Source organism: Bacteroides sp. PHL 2737 (genome assembly GCF_004115325.2).
Classification (GTDB): Bacteria; Bacteroidota; Bacteroidia; order Bacteroidales; family Bacteroidaceae; genus Bacteroides; species Bacteroides hominis.
On record NZ_CP040630.1, the window covers coordinates 1040057 to 1065273 of the forward strand.

The following is a 25217-nucleotide window of genomic DNA, read 5'->3' on the forward strand; positions in this document are numbered from 1 at the left end:
GAGATATGAAAAAGAATAGTTTCTTGAACGATATTTTACAGAATACGAGTTGTCCGCAGGGATTCTGGGGACGGATGATTTTGCGGGGAATGAACTGTTTCCACGCTTCGCTGGCCCATCGCGGCATGAAACAGGTGGACTGGCGGCCGGAATGGAATGTGCTGGACATCGGATGCGGGGGCGGCGCCAACGTGAAGCGTCTGCTGAAGCTGTGTCCGCAGGGAAAAGTTTACGGCATGGACCTGTCGGAGGAGAGCGTCGCCTTCGCCCGCAGGCACAATGCGGGAGAACTGGACCGCCGATGTTTCATACAGCAGGGCGATGTCTGCTCCCTGCCTTACGGGGACGGGGCCTTCGATGCCGTTACGGCCTTCGAGACCGTCTATTTCTGGTCTTCCGTCAGCAAGGCGCTGGCCGAAGTCTTCCGCGTGATCCGGAAAGGGGGCTGCTTTCTCATCAGTCTGGAAGCGAGCGACCCCGAACTCGGAAAGGCGTGGACGGAGCGGATAAAGGGAATGACGGTGTACGGAGCCGAAGAACTGAAACAGTTGCTGTCCCAAGCCGGCTTTTCCGACATCCGGGTAATTCAGAAAAAAGAAGAACTGCATATCGTCGCACATAAATGAAAGGAGTGGAACATGAATGCGATTAAAAACATTACGATAGGCCATACGGAACGTCTTTACAAGCCCGTGGGCTATACCATGCTCGCCAATCTGGTCAACATCATACCTTTCTGCCTCTCCATCGAGGCGGTGCGCATCATCTTCGCCGCGTTCGACGGCAGCGGACGACCGCTCGACACGGCAAGACTGTGGTGCATTTTCGGCATATTGGCTGTCTATATGCTGGTGATGGCTTTGGCCGAACGGGCCTCCTACCGGGCCAATTTCAGAGGAGCCTACGAAATGAGTGCGTCGGGGCGCATTGCACTGGCGGAACATCTGCGGAAACTCTCTCTCGGATTTCTTTCCCGGCGCGACCCCGGCGATCTTTCGTCCATGCTCGTTACCGATTTCACGATGGCCGAGACGGGCATTTCCCACCATTTGCCCCAACTGATGGGAGCCGTCGTCATGCCCGTGCTGGCATTCCTCTCGCTGGTATGGATCGACTGGCGGATGGCCGTTGCCATGTTCGCCGCACTGCCGGTCGCCTTGCTTGTCCTATGGATGAGCACGAGTGTGCAGAAAAAGTTGAGCGGCAGGCAGATACAAGCCAAAATCAATGCCGGGAACCGCTTGGAGGAATACTTGCAGGGCATTCGCGTGATGAAAGCCTACAACCTGCTGGGCGACCGCTTTGTCCGCCTGCGCGATGCTTTTGCGGAACTGCGCCGTGCCTGTATCCGTCAGGAAGCCATGCTGGGGCCTTTCGTGCTGCTGAGCATTACATTGGTGCGGGCCGGACTGACCCTGATGGTGCTGTGCGGAACCTACCTGCTGTTGGGAGGCGAACTCTCGCTGCTCGTCTTCGTGCTGTTCCTCGTGGTCGGCTCGCGCGTGTTCGACCCGCTGACTTCGGCGCTGACCAACTTTGCGGAGTTCCGCTACTTCTCCATTGCCGGAGGGCGTATTCTCACGCTGATGAACGAGCCGGAGATGGAAGGCGAACGGCAGGCGCCGGCCACCGGCGACATCCGGTTCGAGCATGTGTCGTTCGCCTATCAGGACAAGAAGGTGCTTCAGGACGTTTCCATCGCGTTTCCGAGAAACACGCTGACGGCTCTCGTCGGTCCTTCGGGGAGCGGGAAAAGTACGGTGATGAAACTTTGCGCCCGATTCTACGACCCGCAGCAGGGGCGTGTCCTTTTCGATGGCGTTCCGATGAAAGATATAGAACCTGAAAGTCTGATGAGCCGCATCTCGATGGTGTTCCAGGACGTCTATCTGTTTCAGGACACGATACGCGACAATATCCGTTTCGGAAAGCCCGGTGCGACGGACGAGGAGATCATCGCGGCAGCCGAGAAAGCCTGCTGCCACGATTTCATCATGCGCCTGCCGCAGGGATACGACACGATGGTGGGTGAGGGCGGTTGCACGCTGTCCGGCGGCGAGAAACAGCGCATATCCATCGCCCGCGCCATCTTGAAGGATGCGCCGATTATCCTGCTGGACGAGGCGACCGCATCGCTCGACCCGGAAAACGAGGTGGAGGTGCAGAAAGCCATCGACACGCTTATCAAGGGACGCACCGTCATCGTCATCGCCCACAAGCTTAAGACGATCATGAATGCGGACCGGATCGTCGTTCTGGAAGACGGACGGGTAAAAGAACAAGGCACGCACGACGAACTGATGCGGCACGAGGGGCTTTATGCCCGTCTGTGGACGATTCAAGAGAAGTCCGCAGGCTGGACCGTATAGAATAACGGGAAGCCCGGATAATAGGACTTTCACGAAAAGCCGGAAAGAAGGCAAGCCCCTCTTTTCGGCTTTTCCTTATTTTATCGGCATTGTCGTAAATCAGTACGACGGCATAGTTACTGTTTCTGACTGCTGAACGATGCTGCGTTATTCATTGTTCGCTGGACCTTTCGGTTATGGCAGAGACAAGACGGCTACCCGGCCTCGTGTCCGGAAACACCTTATTATAATTATACCGAAAAATTTCCTTTTCAAGTCCATATTCTATACCCGTTATATCCCGTTCACCTCTCCTTTTTATTTATTCTCGTTCTTATCGCTCCCTGCCGCACTCCCTTGTCGGTGTGATTTTCCCATGCGAAGGTACAGCGTCATTCGGTCGTCAAGTACCGCTCCGCTAACCGGCTCGCGGATTTGCCCGGCAGCCTTCCCAAATCGAAGATGACCTTTCGGTCCCCGCCGTGCTGCGCTGTCGGGTTGGGTATTCCGTTCAATCCCCGGCGGTTTCCTTGCCTTTTCCTCATTTTCCCGCTGTCTGGCCTGCATGTAAAATCTATCCCGATAAGGAAGCCGGAACAGCTTCCGAAAAAAGGGAAGAAAAAGTTTAACGAATAAAAATTAACGATTATGCCAAACTGGTGTTCAACAGCGTATGTGATAGAGGGCGACGCGCAGGAAATCAAAAGCCTCTATGAGTTGATGAAAGATTTGCAGGACAGAAAAACGCCTGCCGTGAAAAACGGCTTCGGGACATCATGGCTGGGGTGTCTTGTGGATGCCTTGGGCAAGGACTGGGACAAGGTGAGTTGTCGGGGAGATTGGGCAAACCTCGAAATGGTGGGCGAAACCCTCCGCTTTACGACGGAGACGGCATGGGGGCCATGCAACGAGACATTCGACCTCGTGTGCGAGAAATTCCCATCGCTCCGTTATTATTACCAGACCGAAGAGCCGGGAATGGGCTTCTACGAGACCAACGACAGCGAAGGCAAGTATTTTACCGACAAATACATAGTCGATTTATGTACTGCCAAAGGCAAATACTTCTGCGAATATTTTGCCGACAGGGAGAGCCTGTTTGCGTGGCTTGGCGAGGTCGCAGGAAAAACCGTCCGCTCGGAACAGGATGCCAAGGCTCTGTTTGAAGAATGGGCGCAGGAAAACCCCGATTCTTGCTGCAGTATCAATGAATATGTGGTCGTGGATTAAATCGGACAGACAGCCATGAGAACCTATCATTGGAAAGAGTACGGCTTTATCGGGACTGTACCCGACTTCGCCCGGCATTTCGGGATATGCAAAAGCCCGACTTTCGTCAATGCGGTGCGGAGAGTGTCCCGACACGTTTATAACTGCATGAACGCACGGGAACAGGCGGAATATGAAGAGAAGCGGGAGCGGGTGAAACCCGCTTACCGCCTCTATCTGGACGAGGAACGCACACGTTTCATCGAAATGACGAAAGAGGAGTACGAAGCTGTCGGCCTGCCCGTGGTGCAGGAAGAGGTCGGCATGTTCAAACTGTCTTACAGGAACAGAAGCCTGCCCGCATCGTTTGTCGGAAACGGTCGGGACGAAAGCCCCGTGGCTTCGGCCATGAAAAAATATCGGGCAGAAGCCATGCGTTTCGCCGGACAGGTCATGCTGGCTACGGGTTATTTCAATACCCGTCTGCCGACCGAACAGCCCAAAACCGAGATAAACTATACGGAATTGCGATTGTCGTACAGCAACGGTATCGTGTTCTATTTTGTCGCTGACCGTAGCCGTGACGGAGTATGCGGCTGTTACCTGCAACGGATAACGCTCGACGGCAAGCAGATATATAACGGCTGTTTTAGCCGATATTCCAGCGTCGATGACGTTTTGCAAAAGACACAATCGAACGGAGAATGCCAAAATGCCCATTACCATTTTATAGAGTAGACGATAAGCCCTCTCGGACAGTAAAAGTTCGAGAGGACTTTCTCTGTACGCCGTTTCCACGGAACGACCTCCTTTTTTAGCCAATGTTCCGGCTTTTTTATACAGTCCGGCTTCTTCCCCTTTTACTCCACTATCGTATCTCCTTCTTTCCCTTATCTCGTTTCCGCCACTTTCTCGCCGGTTGGATTTTCCCATGCAAAGGTACAGCGGTCGTCCGGTGTCAAGTACCGCCATGCTAACCGCTCGTGGATTTGCCCGGCAGCCTTCCCAAATCGAAGATGTCCTTTCAGTTCCCTCCTTGCTGCGCCTGTCGGGTTGGGTATTCCGTGAAATCCCCGGCTGTTTGCTTGCCTTCCCGTCCTTTCCCCGCTGTCTGATCTGCATGTAAAATCTCTCCCGGCAAGGAAAGCTGAAAAGCTTCCGAGAGGAGGGAAATAAATAACTCGGAGTTTAATTTAACTTTTATGTATTATGCACGCAAATGGTAATCAAATTATGGAAGGGAAAGTTCTGGACGAACAGGTTAAGATAAGAATTTTTGAGGCATTCCGGCAGTCATGTTTTTTGTTTGATGAAACAAGCGGTCAATGCGCCTATATGGGGTCGGTTCGTAAATGCGATGGGAAGTGTCGCCTAATGCTACGCTTTAAGCAGAATCTGGATAAATTGTTTTGTTGAAAAGGAATTGCAGCCATTGGCTGAACCTTATCGACAAGTTCAATATAGCGGATAGAAAGATATATTAATTTTTAATCTTGACAAGATATGAGTATAATATGTACACGATGTGGCGGTACGCAGGTAGTATGCGAAGCCACAGTAAACCCCAACACCAAAGTGATAACGGAAATTTCCGACGATTCTTTGCAATTCGGCCGGTGCGAAACCTGTAAGGCACGAAGCGTCCTGACGGATGTAGAGAAGACAAAGGCCGCCATCAAGAGCGGATTTGCCGGATTTGTCGAGGCGAACGGCAGGAAGCCCCATTATGCAAGTTGTCGGATAGTATGGAAGTACACCAACGATTCCGAAGACGTAAAAATCCGGCTGCTGGAAAGCGGTGAAAGTATTGGAAACGACATGTTCTTCTCCTGCAACAGCCTCCATGCCCTCGAATCTCTGGCGGAGTTCGGAAAAGAACCGTTCATCGTAACGGAATGTTACGGGTTCAAGACCTTAACAGAAGAGGAAATCTCCGATGAAAAAGCGTATGAATACGAGTTCGGAGACGAGAAAATCGTTGTTACAGGTAAAGAAGTACGTGCATTTTACTCGGAAGTATACAGGCTGACGGCACAGGACATCGAACAGTTTGCAGCCTATAATACGGCAAAACGCATGTATTACCGGAAAAATGATTGCCAGCTTACCCCGGAGCTTGTCCGACGGTTGCTCGATGAAGAACATTTGATGAAAGCAGGTGAATCCGACAGTTTCACGATTCAGTTGTTCTTCCTGTGGCATGTGCGGATTCGGAAAGAACCTGAAAATTTTGCACCGTTCAAATACGCTTTGGAAGCCTGTTGCTTGGATAACGTACAGACTTTCAGCCGCCGATACATCACGCTCGAAAAAGCATTGCTTCATTGCCTGAACGGTTTCAATGAAAACGCTAATATTCAAAACCGCTACCAATCCCTGCAAGACTATCTTCTGGGACAGGCGCACGGCAAACGCTGATAAATAGCCTCATGCGGCACAAGCCTCCGAACCTGCAAAGCCGGTTTCGGGGGCTTTATTCCGCAAGGTCGTCTCTCCAGTTATATGCCATACCCGGCATGTCACAAGAAATTCCTTTTTAAGCGGACGTCCACCTGTTATAACCCTTATACCCCATTTCCATTCCTTTCTACCTCCCGATAGCGTTTCCCGTTTTTGCTCCTGACGTTACCCGACAAATCAAGGCAAGACACACGACACCCTATGCAGCTGCAAAGGAACGTCGGAGGAGTTAAACTCTTTTATATCACATTCCTGTGAATCTTAATAAAAAAAGTCGTTCATGGCACCTTGTGGAATTGATTTTTATATATTTGCTTCTGAAAAAAACATACTGGAAACAGTGCCGGATAGTATGTGAAGAACAGAAACTTTTGGGAAAATAATATGTAAATACAAAATTATAAAAACAAAAAAATGATTAGAGTTGCCACGATAAAGGATGCTTCAAGACTTGCGGAAATACAGATTTTCTCTAAAAGAAAAGCCTTTCGCCCTATTTTTCAAAACGATGATGTTTCCTTTAATGAAATGTCGGTATTGCGTCTTGCATTATATTATCAGGATGTTATAGGAGCTTTGGACGATATATATGTTTTTGATGACGGGATTGTAAAGGGGATGATGAAACTGGATTGTAAAAACAGTATATGGGAATTGAAAGAGTTGTATGTAGATCCGTTCTTTCAAGGAGAAGGTGTTGGGACAAAACTTATGCGCCATTTCCTTACAACAGCAAAAAGTCACGATGTAAAAGAGGTTTACCTGTGGGTGTTGGAAGAAAATTTTGCAGCAAGAAAATTTTATGAGAGCCACGGGTATGTCTATACAGGAAATAAAAAAGAGTTTTCCGATTCAGGAAAATATCTGTTGAATTATGCATTACGATTAAAAGCCACCTTATAATCCGGCTCGCGTTCCGAAAATTCCGCTTTGCCGGGCACGTGAAGTCCCTTGGACGGTCAAAAGGTTCAGGGGGCTTTTTTTGTCAATCGCCCTCACAGGCAGATTTTCTTTTTTAGCCGTTATTCCCACTTCTATATACAATCGGGCTTCTTCCTCTTTTATTCCGGTTATCCCATTCTTTCCCTGATCTCGCCCCCGTTGCCTCCTCGCCGGTTGGATTTTCTCATGCAAAGGTACAGCGGTCGTCCGGCGTCAAGCACCACTATGCTAACGGCTCGCGGATTTGCCCGGCAGCCTTCCGCAAATCGAAGATGGCCTTTCAGCCCCCGCCTCGTACCTCGACGGGTTGGGTATTCCGTGAAATTCTCCGGCCGTTTGCTTGCCTTTCCGTCCTTTCCCCGCTGTCTGGCTTGCATGTAAAATCTCTCCCGCCAAGGAAGCCGAAAGGCTCCGAAAGCAGGGAGAAGAAAAAAGCAAGTTCAACAAATTAAAAATTTAAAGTTATGCACAGCAAGATTTTTCAAATTACCGAAACACGGGTGAGCAAGGACAACTACCTGAACGAGGACACCCTCACGCAGGGCGACGATAGTTTCTTCGACTATTGTGCGGAGATTGACGATGAGGAACGCCAGTTCCATATCGACAACTTGGTAAACAACATTCTGCCCAAAGGCATGTTCGAGCTTGTTTCCGACGATACCATACGCTACAAAGGCGGTGCGGAACGATGGAGAGAAGATTTCATCGCAGACATTCGAAGCAGGGCGGAAGCCCTTACCCCCGAAAGCGTGCAGGACTGGATTGGCCCGGTCTATCAACTCGAAAAGTTCCTGAAAAACCCGCTCGATACCGCTTACTGGTTCTACATGGACGAGGAGGGGCTGCAATCCAACGCCGAGCAATCCTACGAGTTCCTGCGGCAGGCATGTGAATTTAAACCCGGTACGCTGCTTTACATCGGCGGTGTCATCGACTATCATTTTTAACCTCAAAACGCTGAACGATGAAAGGTACGGAACATTTCAAACGGACTATCAAGGAATACTTGGACGGCAAGGCACGGACGGACGAACTTTTCGCCGTCTCCTATGCCAAAGAAAACAAAAACTTGGACGATTGTATCACATTCATTCTCAATCAAGTCAAGGCAAGCGGCTGTTGCGGAATGACCGACGACGAGGTGTGGTCGCTCGCCATTCATTACTATGATGAGGACAACATCGACGTGGGCAAACCTATCAGTTGTGGCGTCGTGGTCAATCACAAGGTGGAGCTGACCGAAGAAGAAAAGGCGCAAGCCCGAAAAGACGCGCTGAAAGCCTATCAGGAGGAAGAAATGCGCAAGATACAGCAACGCCACAGCAGGCCGAAGCCGACCGCCAAAGCTGTACAGAATACCCAAACGGAACTCTCACTCTTCGATTTCTGACCATGAAAGCACGGACAAAATTTCAGCATCAGGTAGTAGCCGCCAACGGGCGGTTGCTGCCTATCACGGAGAAACAGGCAGAATGGGCGTTCCGGCATACCGTCGGACATTACGCTTTTCGTACACCGAGCGGACAAACGACCTGCCTCGATTGCGGTCATAGGTGGAACGAGACAAAGGCGAAGCGTTGCCATTGCCCGAACTGCCACGCCAAACTGACGCTCAAAGACACGCTTTGCCGCAAGACAGATGAGAAAAGCTATTTTTCTGTCATCACCACGCAGGACGGATTTCAGGTGCAGCGGATTTTCAGAATGAATGTCTGTTACCGCAAAGGCAAGAACGCATGGACAGACGTGTGCGAAGTGGCGAGATACTGGTTGGACGAGAACGGGAAAACCGCTTTGACAGCCTTGCAACGGACAATGGGGTGTTATTTGGACAGCTTTCTGTACGGGTCGGGATTGGAACTGCGGAACGACAATTACGTGTACCAACGCATAGCCGACTGTTATGTCTGTCCGGGCTACACGGTTATCCCGAAGTTACGGCGCAACGGGCTGAAAGGGTCGTTTGCCGACATCGCCCCGCAAAAGCTGATGAAAGCCCTGCTATCGGACAGCCGAGTGGAGACAATACTTAAAAGTGGACGCAAACGAGACCTCAAGCACTTCATCGACCACCCGCAGGATTTGGATTTCTGTTGGCCGTCCTACAAAATCGTGTTACGCCAGAAGTATCGGATAACGGACATTGGAATATGGGTGGATTATCTCCGTATGCTCGACAGATGCGGCAAGGACTTGCACAACGCCCACTATGTTTGCCCCGCCGATTTGAAAGCCGAGCATGACAAGTATCAGAACAAGGTGCGTATTCTCCAAGAGCAGGAAAAACGCAAGGAGCAGATGAAACGGGCGAGGGAAAACGAGGCACGTTTTAGGGAGTTGAAAGGCAAGTTCTTCGGTCTGGAGTTCACGGACGGAACGATAGTCGTCCGTGTACTGGATAGCGTGGAAGCCTACTACGACGAGGGTAATGCGTTGCACCACTGCGTGGGACAGTGCGAATATTACCTCAAACCGGATACGCTGGTATTCTCCGCACGGATAGAGGACAAGAGGGTCGAGACCGTAGAATTGAGCCTCGAAACATTCAAGGTGCTGCAGTCGAGAGGACTGTGTAATAAAAATACGAAATATCACAAGCGGATTATGAACCTCGTGCATAAGAACATCGCCCTTATCCGAAAGCGCATGGCCGCCTGATACCGGCTGCGGAAGTTATATCGGGCAACCACCTGCCAATCGGGACAGGTGGTTGTTCATATTCCCGATAAAGGCCATGTCGAACATTCTGTTATACAGACAATTCTTTTTCCATTCCCTTACATTTTGTCCGATGGACAATCGTTCGACGTTTTTTTTGCCCTTTATACCCCAGACACATACTGCCGTCGTTTCCTGTTGTAACGGCCGGAGATCTTTGCCTCCATTCCCTTTGTATGCTTGGGCGTATCATTTCATGGAATCTCCACTATCGCCACGGCCTGTTTTTACGCAGCAAAGGTACGGCGAACGAACAGCGTGTCAAGTACCGCTTCGCTACTCCGGATAAAATTTGACGCAAACTTTCCGCAATCGCAGATTGCGGCATTTCATAAAATTTTAACCTCCGTTCCTTGCCTGCTGTTCTTGCTTTCGCCGTTGGGAATTGCACGTAAAAATCAACCCTTTGGGCGAAGTCGGAAGGCTTCAAGAAAAGGGAAATAAAAAAACAGAACAATGACAGCAATAGAACAGATTATCGCCATAGCTGAACAATTAGGCTGGCAAGTTAAAACCGATACCGACAAACCGAACCTCGTGGTGTTCGATTTTCAGCAATACACACCTCACGGGCAGGATTTCAGTTTCTCGGTTGAGATGAAAGGCAATGACACCGACAGCTTGTTACAGGAAGTTGAAACATATTACGAAGACTTCGACCCCGACTATGAAGCCTACCTGTGGATTGGTACGGACGGGCATGGCAAGAACGGCGCACCTTACCGAATCAAAGACATCGTGAGCGATATGGAGCAGGCGGAAGCCATGATAGAAAAACTTTATGAAACATTAAAAACAACCATGCAATGAGAACGAAAACCCTCTACACACGAGACGCCGAAAAGGCAGGAATAAGCCGTTTCCCAAACTTTCACCGCACGGGGAACATAACCGGCATGAAGCAGCTTTACTACGGAAAAAACGCCCTATTGGTACGTTGCGGGAGTCAGATTTACAACGTATCGAGCGAACCCGAAATTTACTACAACATGGCTCATTAAATGGTATTCATTATGAAAAGAGCAAGTTACAAGAAAGATTTTCAGAGTTGGAAAGGCATAATGGCTCTAAAACTGCTCTGCTGCAATATAGTTGCAGGCCGTTTTGATTGGAAGAAATACTGTACGCCACAGTCTTATTGCGGTCAGGAAATTTGCGTTGTACCGCTGCATTGCTCCTACGGACAGATAGGCTATACCGTGCACTTCCCTTATTCCGATATACCGGAAGTGGAATACGATTGGGAAATGAACAAATTAACTATCGACAAAGAGAATTGGGAAAGCTATTTAACGTGAGTATAATTCAAAATATAGCCAGTTGCCCGTCTTTGAAAAACATACATCAATGGCGGGCTTCTTTCAAAAACAGTATGCTGTTATGGTAGAAAGGGAGTTGGAAATAAAGTTATATTAAAGGAAGTGGGGCATGGAATATTCAATATCTTTATCTTCAACCATATATTTTTCCTGAAATTGAGCAATTTCTTTGCAAAAATCATCTGTCATACAATAAATCTCCGTAATTTTGGTCTCTGAAAACATCATGGTAATTGCTTAAATGTTAATTGAATACTATAAATTCAATACTTTTATTGCTATGTGCCTAATTTATTTACAGAATTAGAATTGAAAGAATATGACACAGACTTTTTATACCCAATGGCAATCTTCTGTCCTTGCAGACGCAGAAACTTATGTTTCAAAGGAATACAGTAATTTCCAAACGGCATTGCTACGTGAAATATCCAAATATGCAGAAGCCGTGGATGCGGCGGTCGTATCCGAGAATAAGGGGCATTATTATACAAGTTGCTTTATTGAACGTAATGGTAAGTTTGTATATATAAACCATTCTGCGGATGTGCGGATGGATGATGGGATAAAGATAGAACTCGGTTCGTTCATGATACGGACTGCCCGGCACGCAAAGGATTATACCGGCGGAAACAATCAATATTGCGATATGCTGCAGTTACAGTCAATGATTGACAAACTGCTGTCGTAATGATAACATATAGTCTGTAGCGGAATGAAAACCGGTAGGGACTATAAGGATGTGGAGCGCCTTCAGTATGAAATCGCTCCACATTCTTCATATTACGCTGCCGTTACCGACGCAGACCGCCGCCATATTCCGCCTCTTGTAGCTCCTCCCTGTATTCTTCAAGCTCGTTCAGCTTCTCGTTCACGGCTTGCAGGTTGGCCTCCAGCGTCATGTTGTGGTCATAAGGGTAATGATGTTGTACGGCCATCCCTGCATTGGTGGCCGTACCCACGTCCAGCGTATCCTTGTCCCTGTTGTACCTTGCATACAGAATATCTCCGTTTGGCATTTCGAATACCGGCATTCTCTGATGTGTCAGTTCAGCAAACTGTTCCGCCGCCATATCTTTGGCCACCTCTTTCACATCATCGCTGGCACGGTCTGTGCCGTAACGTGTGATATGGTCCCGCACCTCCTGTTCCGTGTATTTCAGCATGATGTCGTATGTGCCTCCGACACTTCCGTTGTACACCACGGCAAAGTCCTTATCTTCAATCAGCAGGTCATCGCCCCGGTTCTGGAGGGGAGAAGCGTATGTATGCTGCTCGTCCATGCCGTTGCCGTCGTAATACTCCTTGGCGAGCGCAAGCAGACCCTTGTAGTCGCCTTTGTCCTTCAATTCGTCCAGTTGCTTCGTGTCGTCAGCGGTTTGGAGATAGGCCACCGAAGCATAAAAAATACGTTCCTTGGCAGAGCGTTTGTCCTCTTGCTCTTCGGTAACATTTTGTTCCAACTCCTGCGCAATCTTATCCACCTTTTGAGTAACGATTGACGAAGCTCTTTTCACGTCCAGAAGCGTTGTCTTGATAAACTGTGGGGATTCTTTCAACTCATCGAGCCACCCTTTGAGGTATGCGCAACTGTCTTCCTTTATATGCTTGGTCATGCCGTAGCGTTGTGCGACCAACGCGCTGCCCAGTTCGGCCACCAGTTCCTCGCGGGCATACTCTTTCGAACCGAAAGAGGTAGGTTGGAGTCGGTCAAGCACACCTTCGGCACCCGTGGAATGGACCATCTCATGGAACAGCGTTCCGTAGAAAGATTCCCCGTCTCTGAACTGCTCCTTTTCGGGTACGACAATCTCGTTCTTTGTGATTGAGTAGTATGCTTCGTTTTGGTGCGTCGGTTTGATGGGACAAATCCAAAGGTTGTCCTTTATCATCGCATCGACAGGCCCAAAACTGAAATGTTCGCCGTTTTCGACCCTTTTCCCGTTCTCTCTTTCCAACTGCTCCCATAACTCCGGTCGAGCCTCCTGCAGGTTGGTCTGGGCGACATTGAACACCCGGAACACCTGCATTTTCGGATAGACATTGTATTGCGCCTTCTCTTCGTCGGAGAGTTTCTTGTAGTCGTCGTACTTGATTTTCTCCTTTGTTTCCTTATGTATGCAGGTGAATGTGGTCAGCATGACGGGAAACGATTTCTCGCCGCGCAGTACAGATACACGGGGTAATTCCTGCCCGTCCTTGCCGGGCTTGTTGAGCCGCTGCACGCAGTCAAAGGTGCAGAAGCGCGGAATCTTGTACCCCTCATTCTCACAATGCAACAGTAACATAAGGGCGTTCATACCGTTGTACTCCCGCCCGGAAAGGTTACGCGGCCATTGCAGTGCCCCCTCGGTAAACCACGGCTTATGCCAGTCCTTGTGGATGCTTTCGATTTTCTCGATCATCATCTCGGCAAAGAGGTCCAGCGCCTTGTCCTCGCTGCTCGGCCCCTCCGTATTTCGCTTTCTATAACCGGCCATGACTGCTACTGATTGAAGTTATCCGATTCGGGAATATATTGCGCCAGTTCTTCCACCCGGCAGGAGATGTCCGGCTTCCCGTTATGTACCGAGACCGTCATTTCGCCCTTGGCTTCTACCTTGACGCCCGGTTGCAGCCACTCTTCACGTTGCCTGTCGAAGCAGAAGAAACGCACCCACTGGTACTCGAAATTCTCATCGACCTTTTCGGTGCTGAATGCAGAGAACATCGTGTAGGACTTATCCTTTTTGTCCTTCCGTTCCTCGATGTTCTTGCCCACCTTGCCCCGGAACGACAGTTCGCCCTTGATGGAATCCGCGATGTCCGCCGCCGGGCCGATACGGTCGGCAAAGAGGTTGAAATAGAGCTTTTCGCCCCGGCGTTTCAGGAACAGCGTCCCCGCAACCTCGACACGCAATCCGTTTCGATAGCCGGATACCTTCTTCTGACCGCCCTCCTTGCTGACACTGATCTCGACCGTTTCGTTCCGACCGTCCTTGCCTTGGAGCACGACGCGGAGCGGAAAGGTCAGGAATGTTTTCTCTTCTTTGGTCGTGCGCATCGAAGCGTCGCGGCCGATGGTGCCGCACGCCGTAATATTGCATTTAATCATTTTATTTTGTCTTTTAGTGATACATAGTCCACCGGACAAAGCGGGGTGTCTTGAAGTTGAACAGGTTGAAAGCGTTTCCTAATCGGGAGCACGTATTCTCATGTAGACAATCCAGCCGGCAATACCCAGTTGGACGCCCACGATAACGAGTGTTGCTACCCAACCGAATAGCCGGGAACAGAACAGGATATGCAGGGCGCAGACGGACACCCCGGACAAGTACCCGCAAAGTCGTATCATCACGCGTTTTATCATGACTTTTTGGGATTATCTTTTCAGGTTTTCCGATTGTGCCCGTTGTTCGGACATTCCCCGTTCAAAGTTCTGCGACGCCGCCTCCGAGAGGATGACCGTGTTCAGCACGCCGGTCACACGCAGCCGTTTGGCTTCCTCCGAAAGAGAACTGTCGTTCAGCGTCACCGACAGGCGGCTTAACTCGGCAGAGGCCAGTTCCCGTGATACCTGAACGCTGCCGTTGTCCGCCTGCAGGACAGCTCGCCCGTTTTCCCCGACTGTGAGGTCACAGTTTTTCATGCCCGGCAGCAACGCTTTGAGGTCGATACGCCGGCTGTCCATCGCCTCGGAAATGGCTGCCTTTTGTTCCTCCTTGTTCTTGCTGTCGATTTGCGTCGCCAGTAACATCAGGGAGGTAAAGGCGGTCATGGCCATTTCCACGACAGGATCACTGCACCCCGACAATCCCACGCCGCTATCCTCCGAGGAGAGCAGTTTTTTCATCCACGCATCGGGCGAAAGGCTTTTGCCGGTGGCATTCTCTTCTGTTCCCTTATATCGGGCGAGCAGGTCGTTGCCGTTATGTAGTACCTGCTGTTTGATGTGGCCCTTTTGTGCGATTTCAGCCAGATACGCTGCCGGATCGACGTCCCGCTGCGTGCCGTCCGCATAAATCTGCCGGACACCGAAGTGCAGGTGCTTCCCGGTCGTCCGTGTCCCCGTGTTACCGGAACGGCCGAGCTTCTGGCCTGCCTGTACCGTATCGCCTGCCTTTACGGAAACTTCGCCGAGGTGCATGTAGGTACACTGTACCTTGCTGCCGTCCGGACGGGTGTATTCCACGGTCAGCGATTTGTTACCGGGTGCATGGCCTTTGTCTTTGACAGCGACGACCTTGCCGTCTTTTTCCGTGGCCAGGACCGTATCGCCGTCGCACCGGATGTCGATACCCGTGTGCATACGTTCCTTGCCGTCTGCCGGATCTTGCCGCATACCGAATGGCGAGGTGACGAAAAGAAACTCTTTCCGCTCCACCGGAAACGAATAGTCCACTGTATTTCCGACCTCACGGAGCGGGTTCTCTTCCACGCCGAACCGCTTTCCCTGCGTCTCCATTTCCTGCATGACCTGCCGGTCGTACTTTTGCAGCCCGTTCTGTTCGATGATACGTTGCAGGCTGTCGGCATAATGCCCGCCCGTGGCATAGCCCGCCTTTTCGAGGCCCTGTGTCCAGCCCTTGTAGTCATCGGGCGAGAGCGAGAAACAGCGGGCATAGCGGCTGTTCTCTTTCAGGAAGCGTGAGTGGTGCTCATACGAATCGCCCACGCTGTCGTAGCTGCAAAACTTCTCGTTCGGCTTGTCATCGGAATACAGACCGTACCGGCCACCTTCGGCAATCCATTCGGGCGTGGCCTTGATGCCGAAATGGTTGTTCTCATTCACGGCCAAACGGCTCTGCCCGTTGGAACTTTCCAGTATGCCCTGTGCCAGCGTCACGGAGGCCGGAATGCCGTACCTCCGCATCTGTGCCATCGCATAATCTGCGTATTGTTCCGTATATTCTTGATTCTTGTTTGCCATATCTTTACCTCCTCATGGTTGGACGTTGTTCGTTCTCGTTCTGTTCGTCAGTTGCCTCTGCAGGCTCGTTTTGCTGCGCCTTGGACATACCGTCACAATCCATCACGTATGCCCGCAGCGCATGGATTTGCTGCCTTGTTTCCTCATTGCTGTGTTCAAATACCAATATGATTTTGTCCGCATCATACGGAATGCGTTCTTTGGCCGGAGGCATGTCCAGCTCGTTCGCTATGGTCTCCGCATCATACATGGAAGCGTAATACTTGTTCTCATGTTTGAAAAGGACGACCGCTTCCGGTTGTTCCTCTTTGATTTTCTTGTATTTGTCATACAGTTGTTCCGGTATATCTTTTATGGGCAACTCTTTCAAGGATGAAGCAGTTTTGGGGGATTCCTCATTGGCTTGCTTGGGGTGCTTGTCCTTATCCTGCTGTAGGGTATCCTCTTCTCCTTGTTTCTTTCCGGCAGTCTCTTCCTGCGTCTGTCCTTTACGCAGCACATCGGCAAAAAGCGTGGCCGCCAGATGGCGTTTATATTCTGCACGGTCCTCAGCCAGCCACATGCGCTGCCACTGTTGCCGCGTGACGCTCCGGGGCTGCAGTTTCTTCCCGTCGATGGTCGCCACGCACAGAGTTCCTTCTTGTTTGGTCTTGAATACGGACACACGCTGAATCCGGTTCAGGTCGATGTCCTGCGCCCCGCTGCTGAACAGGTCCACTTTCAGGTCTGGCTGTGTTTCCGCCAGTACATAATACTTGTGCGCCAGTTCCATGCGTACCTTGTCGATGTTGTCCATCGCCTGTTTGAGCGTGGAGAAAAAACGGTTCACGTCCTCCTTGTCTGGATAGATACTGTACCCGTTCTGATGTTCGGGCTTCAGATACAGCGCCCAGCGGTTCTTGTCGTCCTGGATCATCTGTATCTGGTCGAAACCGATTTCGTCCGCCCGTTTGACCGCAGGCGTCACGTCCAGTGTGGAAAGCATCTCCAGTGCCCAGTTCTTCAGTCGGGCCAGTGATACCTGTTTCTTGGCGAAATAGGCATCATCGGGCCTGTACCCCCATGCGCCGTCGGGATTGAAGAAACGCACGTTTTCAATACCTTCCCTTCGCAAAGCCCTGCCGATACGGGCCTTGTTCATGCCCGGCACTTCGTTGTCCACCTCCGGCGACGCACCGGCAGGGAGTATCACATCCGCCGATTTCGAGGACGGATCGATGACGATGACAATGGTCTTGTCCTCCTTGTTCGGGTGTTTCCGGATTTCATCGGCCACGTAGAAATGCTTGGGTAACTGCTCCTGCATATCCGAAGTCTGCCGGCGGTTACGCATCGTGGCATATTCGATTTTCTCGCCCCGTTCCGCCTTGTGGATTACTTCGAGGGCGTTGTTCACGTCGCTTTCGAGGGCATCCATCAGGTTGGGGTTCTCTTTAAGTTCCCGGTTCCAGTAGTCTACCAATTCAAGGCTTTTGTCGGACAGACGGGCAGGCAGTCCCAGTTCCAGCATTTTGATGCCCGAAGCCACCTCCACGATCAGCCGTTCCTGTTTGAGGGCATCTTCCGAAGGACCCATGCCGTTTTTCATCACCATGCCTTCACGGGCCAGCCGTTGTTGGTGCCCCGTGGCGCTCACGATTTGCCGCAAGGCTTCCTGAACGTAGTCGTTATAATGCTCGAAGTTCCGTTGGCGCGGCATATAGACCGCATCGCGGTCCGTCTCGTAATGGGGCATTCCGCTGCCGTCCGAACGCACGGGCACGAGATTGTCCCGCATTTTCAGCAGGAAGTCGTTGAAGCGGATATGCAGTCTCCGTTCATCGGTTTCGGAGTAGCCACGCTCCACGGCACTACCGTCTTTCTGCAATACCGCATCGTAAGTCTCCTTATCCACGTAGGGCAGTGTCGTCTGGTCGATGTTGAAAAGTGTGCGGATCTCCCTGTTATGTATGCCCTTGTACTGTTTCTGCACCTCCTCGTCCAGTTTCAGATAAGCGTCCCGGCTGATGATGTCCTCCGGATTGTTGCGGTGGACGTACTTGTTCCAGTTGTAGAACAGGAACGGAACGCCTTGCTCGTGCTCGCGTACCGATGTGCCGCGTGCCTTGGCATCGCTGTAAAGGGTGAACAGGTTGGTCTTGCACCCGTTCCGGTCCGAATGCAAGGCCATGAACAGGCCGTTGAACGGGCTGACGGCAACACCTTTCGGATAAAATTTCGGAAAGCCCTTGCCCGTAGCGTTGAGCCAGTGTCCCCCGGCATTCGACGCTTCGTTCAAAGCCGTGGAGAGCAGCTCTATCTGACGCTCCTCGGCATTCTTTTCTATTTGCGATTTTTCTTTCATATTCCCATATTTTTTCGGTTACAGGATTATTGAATGCCCCGTGTCCGCACGATGGTTTCCTGCTGTCCGTTGTCATAGTTCTGCGAAGCCATCTGGCGGAGCTTGTCGCTTTGGGCGAGCACGGCATTGGCCAGCGTGTTCAGCGGCAAGGCTCCTGCACGGTAAGCGTCGGCCATAGCGGGGGTGAGCTGCACCGTACAGGGCACACGGTCTATCGTGGCAACCAGCGTGCAGCCTTGTAGTGCCGGGTTCACGATACGCGGATTCAGCGGCTCGTCGGGATAGCGTCTGTACTGTACCTCTCTACCGGTCGTGGCTGCATTTCTGTTTCCCTCCGTCCGTTCTTTTCCCAGCACCTCGTGTCCCGCCTTGTTCAGCAGGTTCGCGCCACCCAAGCCGATAAGCAGCATCTTCAACATCGGATTCTTGACGAACATACCTGCCACTATACTCGCTATCGGCAGCAGGTTGTCTTTCAGGCCCAGCGATTGTGTCCTACCTGTAAACACGCCCAGCAGGATGTCGGGCAGCATGGCCAGTATATAGCCCAGATTACCCGCGACATCGCCTATGCCGTCCAGTCCGAGCGAGCGGACCAGCTCGTCCCAGCCGTTCTCGTTGGTCTGTATGGTCTGTGTTCCCTGACCTGCCTGTTCCTGCCGCATCCCTTCCCCCGCAGAGACGGCGGAAGTCGACACTTCCTTTTCCTCTTTTTCCCTTTGTTTGGGTTTCGATTCCGTCTGTTCCTCCGTTTCGGCTTTCCGTCTTTCCATATCTTGCAGGTAGGCTTCCTCTTGTCCGGGAGCGACAACCATCGGCACGTCTTTATACCGTTCCACCCGTTTCCGTTCCTCCTCGGCGGTTTCTTCCCGCCACGGCATATTTCTATTGTCTGTTTTCCACCAGTCCATAAAATCGAATGTTACAATCGGTATCTTCTTTTGCAACTTTCCGTTGGCTGCGGCAAGAGCCGTGTTTTCTTTGCCCGGTATGCTTGCCGCCTCTTTGCGGAAGCTGTCGAACACGTTGCTGTCGCTGCCGAACACGCCCTTGCTGATACACTCCTCTGCAGAGAGCGGCTGCGTTTCCTCCTTCCCGAAATGGTCGGCAACGGCTGAGATTGCCGTATCCGCACCGATGAACCGTGCAACGGCCGTCCACGAACCCGTACCGCCCAACATGACCGTATCGGCCGAAGCCCCCAACACCCAGCCCGCACCTTTCTCCAACTTGCTCGGCCGGTAGGCAACCTCTCCGCGTTTTTCTATCTCTTCGGCCAGCGGCGAGCGCCCCAAAGCCTGTGGCAATCCCAGCAGGCTCGATTCTGCCGCCTTACGGATGATGTAGTCCGCCGAGGATTTGGGCATACGTTCCTTGACCAGTTGGTCTATCATCAGTTGCTCTACACGATAGTCCACGAAGGCATAGGCGAGGTCGCAGCCCAATTCCTGCGACAGTTTATCGTAACGCTCGCGTCCGACTTCCTTCACAACGACATCGCGCCACTGTCCGGCCATGTAGGCGAGGTCGTGCTGCATCTCCTCCGACGAGAGAATCCTGTCCTTGCACATCCCGATGTAGTCCTCGGTCGTCTTGGAGTTCCACTCTCCCGTAACCTTGAGAGTCTGGTACGGGTCGGCGAGCGGTTGCCCCGCTGACGCCATCATGCCGAGTATGCCGCCCAGGGAGGTCGAATACGCTTTCATTTCCTCGCCCTGTTTTTCGGTCAGGTAGGATTGCGTCTGCGTCATGACGGGGACAAGATGATGGCGGAAATAACTGCCCATCAGGGCCTCCAACTCCGCAAACCTTCTGCTATGTTTGATTCCGTCCATATAATCAATGTCTTTCTATATCATGTTTATTTGTTTCAACAGTTGTTCCTTCGTCTGCTCGATAGCGTTATGGTACACCTCCATTTGCTTGGGGAAAAACTCTTCGAGCCACGTGTCCTTTTCGATATTGTCGTGAATGAAACGTATCGCCTGTTCCCGCTCGATTTCTACCGAGGCTTCCCCTTCCTCCCGGTTGTTGAACCATGCCTTCGTCCACCAGCGGACTCCGGCACGGTCGGGATAGACGGAGACGATTCTCGGTATGTCGAAGCTCTGGATGTCGATGTCCAGTTCCGCCAACAGATCAATGAGTCCGCTGCCCGCTACGGCTTCGTCATGAAGTTTTTTTTTACCTCGCCGCCTGTTGCGGAAAGGTACACATCATGCCGCAGGGCAAGGTAGTTCAGGAAATCCGCTATCAGCAGGTTCTGTACCTTGCAGGCCAGCGGCATGGCTTTGCGCCCCAGTCCCAGCGGGTTGTACATGCTCGGCATCTTCTCATAGAAATACTCCTTCGCAGCTCCCATTGTAAAGATGTGGCGCAGCGACTGCTCCGTATGTGCGGGCACCGTGTACGCTCCCCGCTGTAAATCCTCCATGTAAAGTGGCAGAAAGCGGAGCATCAGCTCTTCTATTTCCCTTTGATCCTTCTCGTAGTCGTTTTTTACTCTTGTTTCCGCATCGTAAAAAGACGCCGCACCATTGCCGTCGGCTTCCTGCAAAGCCTTGATGTTGCCGTACAACATGGTCAGGAACTCTATTGGGTTCAGTTCCTCGCCCTTGAATTTGACTTCTATATGCAGCAGTTCGCCGCTCAAAGCCACCGTTTGTCCGGCTTTCACCCGCTGTCCGAATTGGGCGAATACATTCGACAGATGACCGTATGTCACCTCGTACCCGCCGTAACGGACCGTCTGGCAAATGCCATGTACCGGGTCGTTGCCCACACCTGACACGATGCCGCTGGCCACGGCTGACAGCATGTAACACCTCACGTTGAAGTCTATTCCGTGATGAAAGAACTTTTCTCCCGTTGCCGGGTGTACCTGTTCGCCGTAGCCGAGCGACATCTCCACATCTTTCCCCTGCGGCTCCTCGAACGGCATACAATAGCCGCTGTCGGAGTGCAGAATCATTTCTTCCGTATATTTCATTGTGATATATATTTTCGTGTTTCTATCTTCTCATTCCTCCGCTTTGCGTTTGTTCCTCCGGAGAGAGTGTCGGCGTCTGTGTCCTCGATACCGTTTCCGAGGGAACCGTGCGGACAACGCCCGCATTGTTGCCGATAAGCATCATGCCCAGAAACAGACCGGCGATTTTACCCAGCCAGCCGAAACGTCCGAACACGAGGTACGCTGCTGCGATAAGTCCTGCAATGTTCAATCCCGACACATTGCCCCCTCCGAGGTTTCGCAAAAAGCCGCTGAGCATGTTGAACAACCCACCGCCGGAGGCTTCCCGCAGGAAGTTCGATACCCCGTTCAGTTTCGAGTCCGCGCCTCCCACAGCCTCACCTATGGCAGAGACCGTCTCTCCGGCTTTGTCTTTCAGTTCCTTCATGTCTTCGGTCGTACCTGCAAGGGCATCCGTGGCGGATTTGCCGACTACGGCCTCACTGACGATCCGTGCGACACTTTTGTCGGTGGTCAGTTTTTCCCAACCCACATAACCGACGGCAGCTCCGGCGGTAGCCGTTTTGACCGCCTGCCCGGCTCCCCGAAGGGTCTGCGAGGGATGCAGTACCGCATGACCGGCACTTTTCCCCGTCGCATTGGCGGCCTTGCCCATGCCTTTCATGGCCTTTCCGCCGTATTTCAATATCGTATCCCAAGCTCCCATATTTTTATTCTTTTTTTTAGGGTCTTACATTTCTTCCAATTTGCCGCCAGCGTCTTTGGGCGGCTTTCACGATGTCGTACTTGTCCGCGACAGGGCGTGCGCCCTCGTCGATTTCCCGCCAGATGTCGCCCATCGTGGTGTATTTCACTGCCTTGGTCAGTCGCTGCAGCGTCCGGTTCATCGACCGGAGTTTCGGACGTATGCCGAACACGATCTCCATACGTTCCCTTTCCGTCATCTTGTTGTCCGAGAGGCAGGCCGTGCGTATATCGTTCACGATTTCCACGCTGTTCAATATCATCTCCCGGTAAATCTGGTTGCGCCGCGTGGAGAGGGCGACGGCCAATGCACCCGTCGAATGTCTGCTCAATTGTTTGGTGAAGTCGCCCATGTTGTCTGTAAGCTGCGATATTTCATGGTAAAAACCGTAAATCTGAGCCGCATAGCAGACAATCGAGCGGAACGAGTTCAGGTAATTGTTGAACTCCCGTTGCAAGTCCGTCGTGCCTTCCACTTCTTCCTTCGTCCACACATGCCCTGTAGTTTGCATCAGCATGACCTTCTCTTGGTTTTTCAGTTCCTTCTCGGCCTTGTTGGTATAAACCAGAATCATTCCCGCAAGGGTCGCATCGTTCTGCGCCTGTACCTTCGAGATACCGGCGCACAGCAACAGAATCCATATCGAGATTATCCGCTTCATCGTTCTTCGTTTTTTATTATCCTTTTTTCAACGGGCGATGGCTGCCGCCCTGCGCCAGCGGGACATGGCCAGACGGGCCACCTCGCCGTTGCTGCGGTCTATCATACCCGCCGTTATGTTGTTCCACACGTCGTTCAGGGTATAATAGCGCAGGCTCAAATAGAGCAGATGCAGTTTCCGGCTGAATGCCGCGAGCTGGTCGTTCAAAGCCCACAGGGTTTTGCTCCGTTCCGCCCCCGTGAGCATGTTTTCCGTGCCGCCTTTGGCCACGGCGTCGTTCAGCAACGTGAACACGGAAACCAGCTCCGTCGCCGTCTCGATATAGAGGTTGTTCATGTTCATGCTGGCGACGATGCCCTGCGGGTTGTCCCCGATGGCTTTGCCCAGTTTTCCCAGCGTGAGGAAAATCCGCACGCCGTCGTTATAGAGGTGGGTACAGGCTTTCAGCGACGAAGCATAACCGTTCGCCGTCTTGAGGTAACTGTTGTACTGCTTTTCCCACTCATGTATGCGGTTGAACTCCGCTGCGATACTGTTCTGCATCAGGGCGGTCTGTGTCTGCCCTTTGATTTGTTTGTCTATCTGGCCGTTTATCAGTTCGTTTCCCTCGGCCAAGGCTGCCCATTCCAACGGGTTCGAAGCGGCAACCTGCGCCTTGGCCAATTGCGGAAGCAGACCGGCAAGCACAAAGACCACCCATATGCTAATGATTCGTAATCTCATAGATTCCCTTTTTTCGTTTATTGATTTCCACACGTTCACGGATAATCGCCACGATGTCGTTTCCGCGCCGGATACCGATAAGGTCGAGCTTCGGGCTGTTCCGGTCCGTCGAAAGGATAACGACCGTTTTCAGACCGCAAAGCTGTTGCAGGAGGCTCTGGTGTTCCTGAAAGTCCACGATACGGTACAGTTCCATGTAGTCCACCCTGCGGCAGAAAAGTCCCCGCTCGCAGACAAGCTGTTCGTTGCCGACCCGGTAACATATCCGGCGCAGGCAAATGAAACGATACAGCAGCACGAGGAACAGAAACAAGGCAATGACCGTCGCCATACCGCCAAGCGGCATACCTTCCATGCCGCCGTACACCAGTCCCGCCATGCACATGAATATCAATGGCAGTTCGTCGATGACGAATTGCCCGGCGTGCGGGCGCAGGATAATGTTCCGGACATCTTGTATGGTATATGGCATGGTCATCGGCGAAAGTGTATCTGTCGTTCCTGCCCGGCGTTTTCTTCTTTTTCCGACTCCTGCCCGACAGTCTCTTCACGTTTCTGTTCAGCCAAAAGCTGTTCGTTCCAGCTCGTATGGCGATAATCCGGACTTTCCCAGGTAATGGAGACATCATGCTCCCTGTCAATACCAAGGAACTCCCGTAGTTTCTCTCGATATTCCCGGTAGCACTTGTTCGTGGTATCTATCTGGTCCTGCACGTCTTCCGGGGCACACAACCCGCTCGAACGCATCGACTCCGCTTCTTCCGATTCGGCGTCGAACCGTATGCAGATTTCTTGCAAACCACCCTTGGGCAATAGGTAAAATTCTCCGTCTGTCAAATCCCCGCCGTCCGGTATGGAATCGAGATAGGGTTTCCTCTCCGGCGTTTCCTCTATGGCAAAACGTACTGAGCGGCATATCTCCTTTTGCAAATCCCATGTGAGATTCGACCCTTTCCGGGTATTATCGAAACAGATATGTTGCCGGGCAGGGATGGTAAGATCAAGTATCTCTCTCATCTGTTTCCCGATAGGCTTGCCGCCCGTTGAGATAAAGACCGCCTTTCTCAAATCCTTGTTCTTCGCCTGATGGAGTTGGTAATAGGCCATCGCGTCATAGGTACTCCCGAACCAGTAGATATGTTTGGCCTCGGCAAGAGGTGTTCCGGCAGGACTTGCAATCCACAACCCTTCGCTCTCATTGCTTTCCTCGCTCTTGCCTTTATAGCTATCGCATCCGTCCATTCTCATACGTTCCCGTTCCTCGAAACCCACGACCGTACCGCCCTCTTTGGGCAAGGTCAGTGGAAAAGCGAGACAGGTGTATGCCGCACCGTCTGCGCCGTGTTTTGTTGCCAGGCAGAAATGACGGTGGAAAGCATTCTGCGTGCTGAGGTCGATACCCCGGTTCTTGAAATAGGGATAGAATATCTCCTGCATCTCATGGTCTTGAGGGTTGAATCTGTGCAGGTCGTAGTCTGTTATATCGAATGGTCGTAGGTCTTGCTTGACCGGTACGGTTTGCACCTCGTATTCTTCGAAGGGGATGTTCAGCAGGCGGCTGCACACGAGGTTTACCAGCCGGTTCAGGTCTATTCCCTCATAATATTCCGCGAATAACGCCGGGTGCTCCTTGATGAACGAAACGACGTTGTATTCCTTCTGCCGGGGTGGTTGGCAACAGCATTTTCCCTGTTGCGTTATGACGAACTTGTCACCCCGGATACGCTTTTCCTCACTGTCCGTGCGGATAAACGAGGAGAGGCGTAGTCCGAAGCGTCGGTTCTGGCGATACCCGGCATCAAGCAGTACATCCCGGATATCGAGTCTTTGCAAAAAATCATTATGTGTCAATTTCTTGTCATTCATTG

At 51.7% G+C, this 25217-nt stretch carries 27 protein-coding genes and 1 pseudogene; 13 read left to right on the plus strand and 15 right to left on the minus strand.

Annotated features, from left to right (window positions below; translation table 11 throughout):
* Nucleotides 1-5 precede the first annotated feature (5 nt).
* Together DBK98_RS04355 and DBK98_RS04360 are read left to right on the plus strand one after the other, a co-directional pair.
* Nucleotides 6-626, plus strand: a complete 621-nt coding sequence (locus tag DBK98_RS04355) for a class I SAM-dependent methyltransferase (RefSeq protein ID WP_007571993.1) — start codon at nt 6-8, stop codon at nt 624-626.
* Nucleotides 627-638: 12 nt separating this feature from the next.
* Nucleotides 639-2369 carry an ABC transporter ATP-binding protein gene (locus tag DBK98_RS04360; RefSeq protein ID WP_007571994.1) on the plus strand — a complete coding sequence of 577 codons (1731 nt, stop codon included), beginning with the start codon at nt 639-641 and terminating at the stop codon, nt 2367-2369.
* Nucleotides 2370-2666: 297 nt separating this feature from the next.
* Here the strand turns inward: DBK98_RS04360 and DBK98_RS04365 are convergent, their stop codons facing one another.
* Nucleotides 2667-2915 (minus strand): hypothetical protein, encoded by a 249-nt coding sequence (locus tag DBK98_RS04365; RefSeq protein WP_007571995.1) that lies wholly within the window; start codon nt 2913-2915, stop codon nt 2667-2669.
* Between the two features lie 81 nt (nt 2916-2996).
* Between DBK98_RS04365 and DBK98_RS04370 the strand changes: the two genes are divergently transcribed.
* The 10 genes from DBK98_RS04370 to DBK98_RS04415 all read left to right on the plus strand — a co-directional run bounded on the left by DBK98_RS04370 (nt 2997) and on the right by DBK98_RS04415 (nt 10978).
* Entirely contained in the window at nt 2997-3578 is a 582-nt protein-coding gene (locus DBK98_RS04370) for a hypothetical protein (protein WP_007571996.1), read from the plus strand.
* A gap of 15 nt (nt 3579-3593) precedes the next feature.
* The gene (locus tag DBK98_RS04375) at nt 3594-4295 is read left to right on the plus strand and encodes a hypothetical protein (protein ID WP_225719306.1); all 702 of its coding nucleotides are present in this window, start codon (nt 3594-3596) and stop codon (nt 4293-4295) included.
* A 765-nt stretch (nt 4296-5060) separates the two neighbouring features.
* Complete coding sequence (locus DBK98_RS04380; protein ID WP_007572000.1) at nt 5061-5975, plus strand: hypothetical protein; 915 nt, start codon at nt 5061-5063, stop codon at nt 5973-5975.
* 456 nt (nt 5976-6431) lie between these two features.
* Nucleotides 6432-6920: a GNAT family N-acetyltransferase gene (locus tag DBK98_RS04385; protein ID WP_008654991.1), complete on the plus strand. Its 489-nt coding sequence runs from the start codon at nt 6432-6434 to the stop codon at nt 6918-6920.
* Between the two features lie 503 nt (nt 6921-7423).
* Nucleotides 7424-7909 (plus strand): hypothetical protein, encoded by a 486-nt coding sequence (locus DBK98_RS04390; protein ID WP_008654997.1) that lies wholly within the window; start codon nt 7424-7426, stop codon nt 7907-7909.
* 17 nt (nt 7910-7926) lie between these two features.
* On the plus strand, nt 7927-8352 hold the full coding sequence (locus DBK98_RS04395) for a PcfK-like family protein (protein WP_008654998.1): 426 nt from the start codon (nt 7927-7929) through the stop codon (nt 8350-8352).
* A gap of 2 nt (nt 8353-8354) precedes the next feature.
* A complete protein-coding gene (locus tag DBK98_RS04400) occupies nt 8355-9620 on the plus strand; it encodes a PcfJ domain-containing protein (RefSeq protein WP_008654999.1) in 1266 nt (421 codons plus the stop codon).
* 516 nt (nt 9621-10136) lie between these two features.
* Entirely contained in the window at nt 10137-10490 is a 354-nt protein-coding gene (locus tag DBK98_RS04405; protein ID WP_008655002.1) for a hypothetical protein, read from the plus strand.
* Nucleotides 10487-10681, plus strand: coding sequence for a hypothetical protein (locus DBK98_RS04410; RefSeq protein WP_008655004.1), 195 nt, complete (start codon nt 10487-10489; stop codon nt 10679-10681). The genes DBK98_RS04405 and DBK98_RS04410 overlap by 4 nt, the downstream gene beginning before the upstream one ends.
* Nucleotides 10682-10693: 12 nt before the next feature.
* Nucleotides 10694-10978 (plus strand): hypothetical protein, encoded by a 285-nt coding sequence (locus DBK98_RS04415; RefSeq protein ID WP_008655007.1) that lies wholly within the window; start codon nt 10694-10696, stop codon nt 10976-10978.
* A 147-nt stretch (nt 10979-11125) separates the two neighbouring features.
* Here the strand turns inward: DBK98_RS04415 and DBK98_RS23550 are convergent.
* Nucleotides 11126-11224: pseudogene (locus tag DBK98_RS23550) on the minus strand (IS982 family transposase); the annotation flags it as partial.
* A gap of 94 nt (nt 11225-11318) precedes the next feature.
* Between DBK98_RS23550 and DBK98_RS04420 the strand changes: the two are divergent.
* Nucleotides 11319-11687: a hypothetical protein gene (locus tag DBK98_RS04420; protein ID WP_008655022.1), complete on the plus strand. Its 369-nt coding sequence runs from the start codon at nt 11319-11321 to the stop codon at nt 11685-11687.
* A 103-nt stretch (nt 11688-11790) separates the two neighbouring features.
* Here DBK98_RS04420 and DBK98_RS04425 read toward each other — a convergent pair whose 3' ends face one another.
* The 13 genes from DBK98_RS04425 to DBK98_RS04485 all read right to left on the minus strand — a co-directional run bounded on the left by DBK98_RS04425 (nt 11791) and on the right by DBK98_RS04485 (nt 25215).
* Entirely contained in the window at nt 11791-13476 is a 1686-nt protein-coding gene (locus DBK98_RS04425) for a zincin-like metallopeptidase domain-containing protein (protein WP_008655024.1), read from the minus strand.
* 5 nt (nt 13477-13481) lie between these two features.
* Complete coding sequence (locus DBK98_RS04430) at nt 13482-14090, minus strand: hypothetical protein (protein WP_008655026.1); 609 nt, start codon at nt 14088-14090, stop codon at nt 13482-13484.
* 78 nt (nt 14091-14168) lie between these two features.
* A complete protein-coding gene (locus DBK98_RS04435; RefSeq protein WP_008655028.1) occupies nt 14169-14345 on the minus strand; it encodes a hypothetical protein in 177 nt (58 codons plus the stop codon).
* Nucleotides 14346-14357: 12 nt separating this feature from the next.
* Complete coding sequence (locus DBK98_RS04440; RefSeq protein ID WP_008655029.1) at nt 14358-15905, minus strand: glucosaminidase domain-containing protein; 1548 nt, start codon at nt 15903-15905, stop codon at nt 14358-14360.
* 4 nt (nt 15906-15909) lie between these two features.
* A complete protein-coding gene (locus DBK98_RS04445) occupies nt 15910-18249 on the minus strand; it encodes an ArdC-like ssDNA-binding domain-containing protein (RefSeq protein WP_008655030.1) in 2340 nt (779 codons plus the stop codon).
* A 26-nt stretch (nt 18250-18275) separates the two neighbouring features.
* Entirely contained in the window at nt 18276-20084 is a 1809-nt protein-coding gene (locus DBK98_RS04450; protein ID WP_008655031.1) for a hypothetical protein, read from the minus strand.
* 15 nt (nt 20085-20099) lie between these two features.
* Nucleotides 20100-20384 carry a hypothetical protein gene (locus DBK98_RS04455; RefSeq protein ID WP_008655032.1) on the minus strand — a complete coding sequence of 95 codons (285 nt, stop codon included), beginning with the start codon at nt 20382-20384 and terminating at the stop codon, nt 20100-20102.
* 23 nt (nt 20385-20407) lie between these two features.
* Nucleotides 20408-21238, minus strand: a complete 831-nt coding sequence (locus tag DBK98_RS04460; RefSeq protein ID WP_008655033.1) for a M23 family metallopeptidase — start codon at nt 21236-21238, stop codon at nt 20408-20410.
* A gap of 22 nt (nt 21239-21260) precedes the next feature.
* Nucleotides 21261-21926: a hypothetical protein gene (locus tag DBK98_RS04465; protein WP_008655034.1), complete on the minus strand. Its 666-nt coding sequence runs from the start codon at nt 21924-21926 to the stop codon at nt 21261-21263.
* A gap of 16 nt (nt 21927-21942) precedes the next feature.
* Entirely contained in the window at nt 21943-22626 is a 684-nt protein-coding gene (locus DBK98_RS04470) for a hypothetical protein (protein WP_008655035.1), read from the minus strand.
* A gap of 27 nt (nt 22627-22653) precedes the next feature.
* The gene (locus tag DBK98_RS04475) at nt 22654-23349 is read right to left on the minus strand and encodes a hypothetical protein (RefSeq protein WP_007567566.1); all 696 of its coding nucleotides are present in this window, start codon (nt 23347-23349) and stop codon (nt 22654-22656) included.
* Nucleotides 23330-23827, minus strand: coding sequence for a PH domain-containing protein (locus DBK98_RS04480; protein WP_007567564.1), 498 nt, complete (start codon nt 23825-23827; stop codon nt 23330-23332). The genes DBK98_RS04475 and DBK98_RS04480 overlap by 20 nt, the downstream gene beginning before the upstream one ends.
* Nucleotides 23824-25215, minus strand: coding sequence for a toprim domain-containing protein (locus tag DBK98_RS04485; protein ID WP_007567560.1), 1392 nt, complete (start codon nt 25213-25215; stop codon nt 23824-23826). The genes DBK98_RS04480 and DBK98_RS04485 overlap by 4 nt, the downstream gene beginning before the upstream one ends.
* Nucleotides 25216-25217: the final 2 nt, after the last annotated feature.

Coding starts and splice junctions, on each gene's coding strand:
- DBK98_RS04445 (WP_008655030.1), bottom strand. CDS start 18,249: ATGAAAGAAAAATCGCAAATAGAAAAGAATGCCGAGGAGCGTCAGATA.
- DBK98_RS04485 (WP_007567560.1), bottom strand. CDS start 25,215: ATGAATGACAAGAAATTGACACATAATGATTTTTTGCAAAGACTCGAT.
- DBK98_RS04360 (WP_007571994.1), top strand. CDS start 639: ATGAATGCGATTAAAAACATTACGATAGGCCATACGGAACGTCTTTAC.
- DBK98_RS04415 (WP_008655007.1), top strand. CDS start 10,694: ATGAAAAGAGCAAGTTACAAGAAAGATTTTCAGAGTTGGAAAGGCATA.
- DBK98_RS04440 (WP_008655029.1), bottom strand. CDS start 15,905: ATGGCAAACAAGAATCAAGAATATACGGAACAATACGCAGATTATGCG.
- DBK98_RS04435 (WP_008655028.1), bottom strand. CDS start 14,345: ATGATAAAACGCGTGATGATACGACTTTGCGGGTACTTGTCCGGGGTG.
- DBK98_RS04400 (WP_008654999.1), top strand. CDS start 8,355: ATGAAAGCACGGACAAAATTTCAGCATCAGGTAGTAGCCGCCAACGGG.
- DBK98_RS04390 (WP_008654997.1), top strand. CDS start 7,424: ATGCACAGCAAGATTTTTCAAATTACCGAAACACGGGTGAGCAAGGAC.
- DBK98_RS04425 (WP_008655024.1), bottom strand. CDS start 13,476: ATGGCCGGTTATAGAAAGCGAAATACGGAGGGGCCGAGCAGCGAGGAC.
- DBK98_RS04475 (WP_007567566.1), bottom strand. CDS start 23,349: ATGAGATTACGAATCATTAGCATATGGGTGGTCTTTGTGCTTGCCGGT.
- DBK98_RS04370 (WP_007571996.1), top strand. CDS start 2,997: ATGCCAAACTGGTGTTCAACAGCGTATGTGATAGAGGGCGACGCGCAG.
- DBK98_RS04450 (WP_008655031.1), bottom strand. CDS start 20,084: ATGGACGGAATCAAACATAGCAGAAGGTTTGCGGAGTTGGAGGCCCTG.
- DBK98_RS04465 (WP_008655034.1), bottom strand. CDS start 21,926: ATGGGAGCTTGGGATACGATATTGAAATACGGCGGAAAGGCCATGAAA.
- DBK98_RS04375 (WP_225719306.1), top strand. CDS start 3,594: ATGAGAACCTATCATTGGAAAGAGTACGGCTTTATCGGGACTGTACCC.
- DBK98_RS04405 (WP_008655002.1), top strand. CDS start 10,137: ATGACAGCAATAGAACAGATTATCGCCATAGCTGAACAATTAGGCTGG.
- DBK98_RS04395 (WP_008654998.1), top strand. CDS start 7,927: ATGAAAGGTACGGAACATTTCAAACGGACTATCAAGGAATACTTGGAC.
- DBK98_RS04420 (WP_008655022.1), top strand. CDS start 11,319: ATGACACAGACTTTTTATACCCAATGGCAATCTTCTGTCCTTGCAGAC.
- DBK98_RS04410 (WP_008655004.1), top strand. CDS start 10,487: ATGAGAACGAAAACCCTCTACACACGAGACGCCGAAAAGGCAGGAATA.
- DBK98_RS04460 (WP_008655033.1), bottom strand. CDS start 21,238: ATGAAATATACGGAAGAAATGATTCTGCACTCCGACAGCGGCTATTGT.
- DBK98_RS04380 (WP_007572000.1), top strand. CDS start 5,061: ATGAGTATAATATGTACACGATGTGGCGGTACGCAGGTAGTATGCGAA.
- DBK98_RS04470 (WP_008655035.1), bottom strand. CDS start 22,626: ATGAAGCGGATAATCTCGATATGGATTCTGTTGCTGTGCGCCGGTATC.
- DBK98_RS04430 (WP_008655026.1), bottom strand. CDS start 14,090: ATGATTAAATGCAATATTACGGCGTGCGGCACCATCGGCCGCGACGCT.
- DBK98_RS04385 (WP_008654991.1), top strand. CDS start 6,432: ATGATTAGAGTTGCCACGATAAAGGATGCTTCAAGACTTGCGGAAATA.
- DBK98_RS04365 (WP_007571995.1), bottom strand. CDS start 2,915: ATGCAGGCCAGACAGCGGGAAAATGAGGAAAAGGCAAGGAAACCGCCG.
- DBK98_RS04355 (WP_007571993.1), top strand. CDS start 6: ATGAAAAAGAATAGTTTCTTGAACGATATTTTACAGAATACGAGTTGT.
- DBK98_RS04480 (WP_007567564.1), bottom strand. CDS start 23,827: ATGACCATGCCATATACCATACAAGATGTCCGGAACATTATCCTGCGC.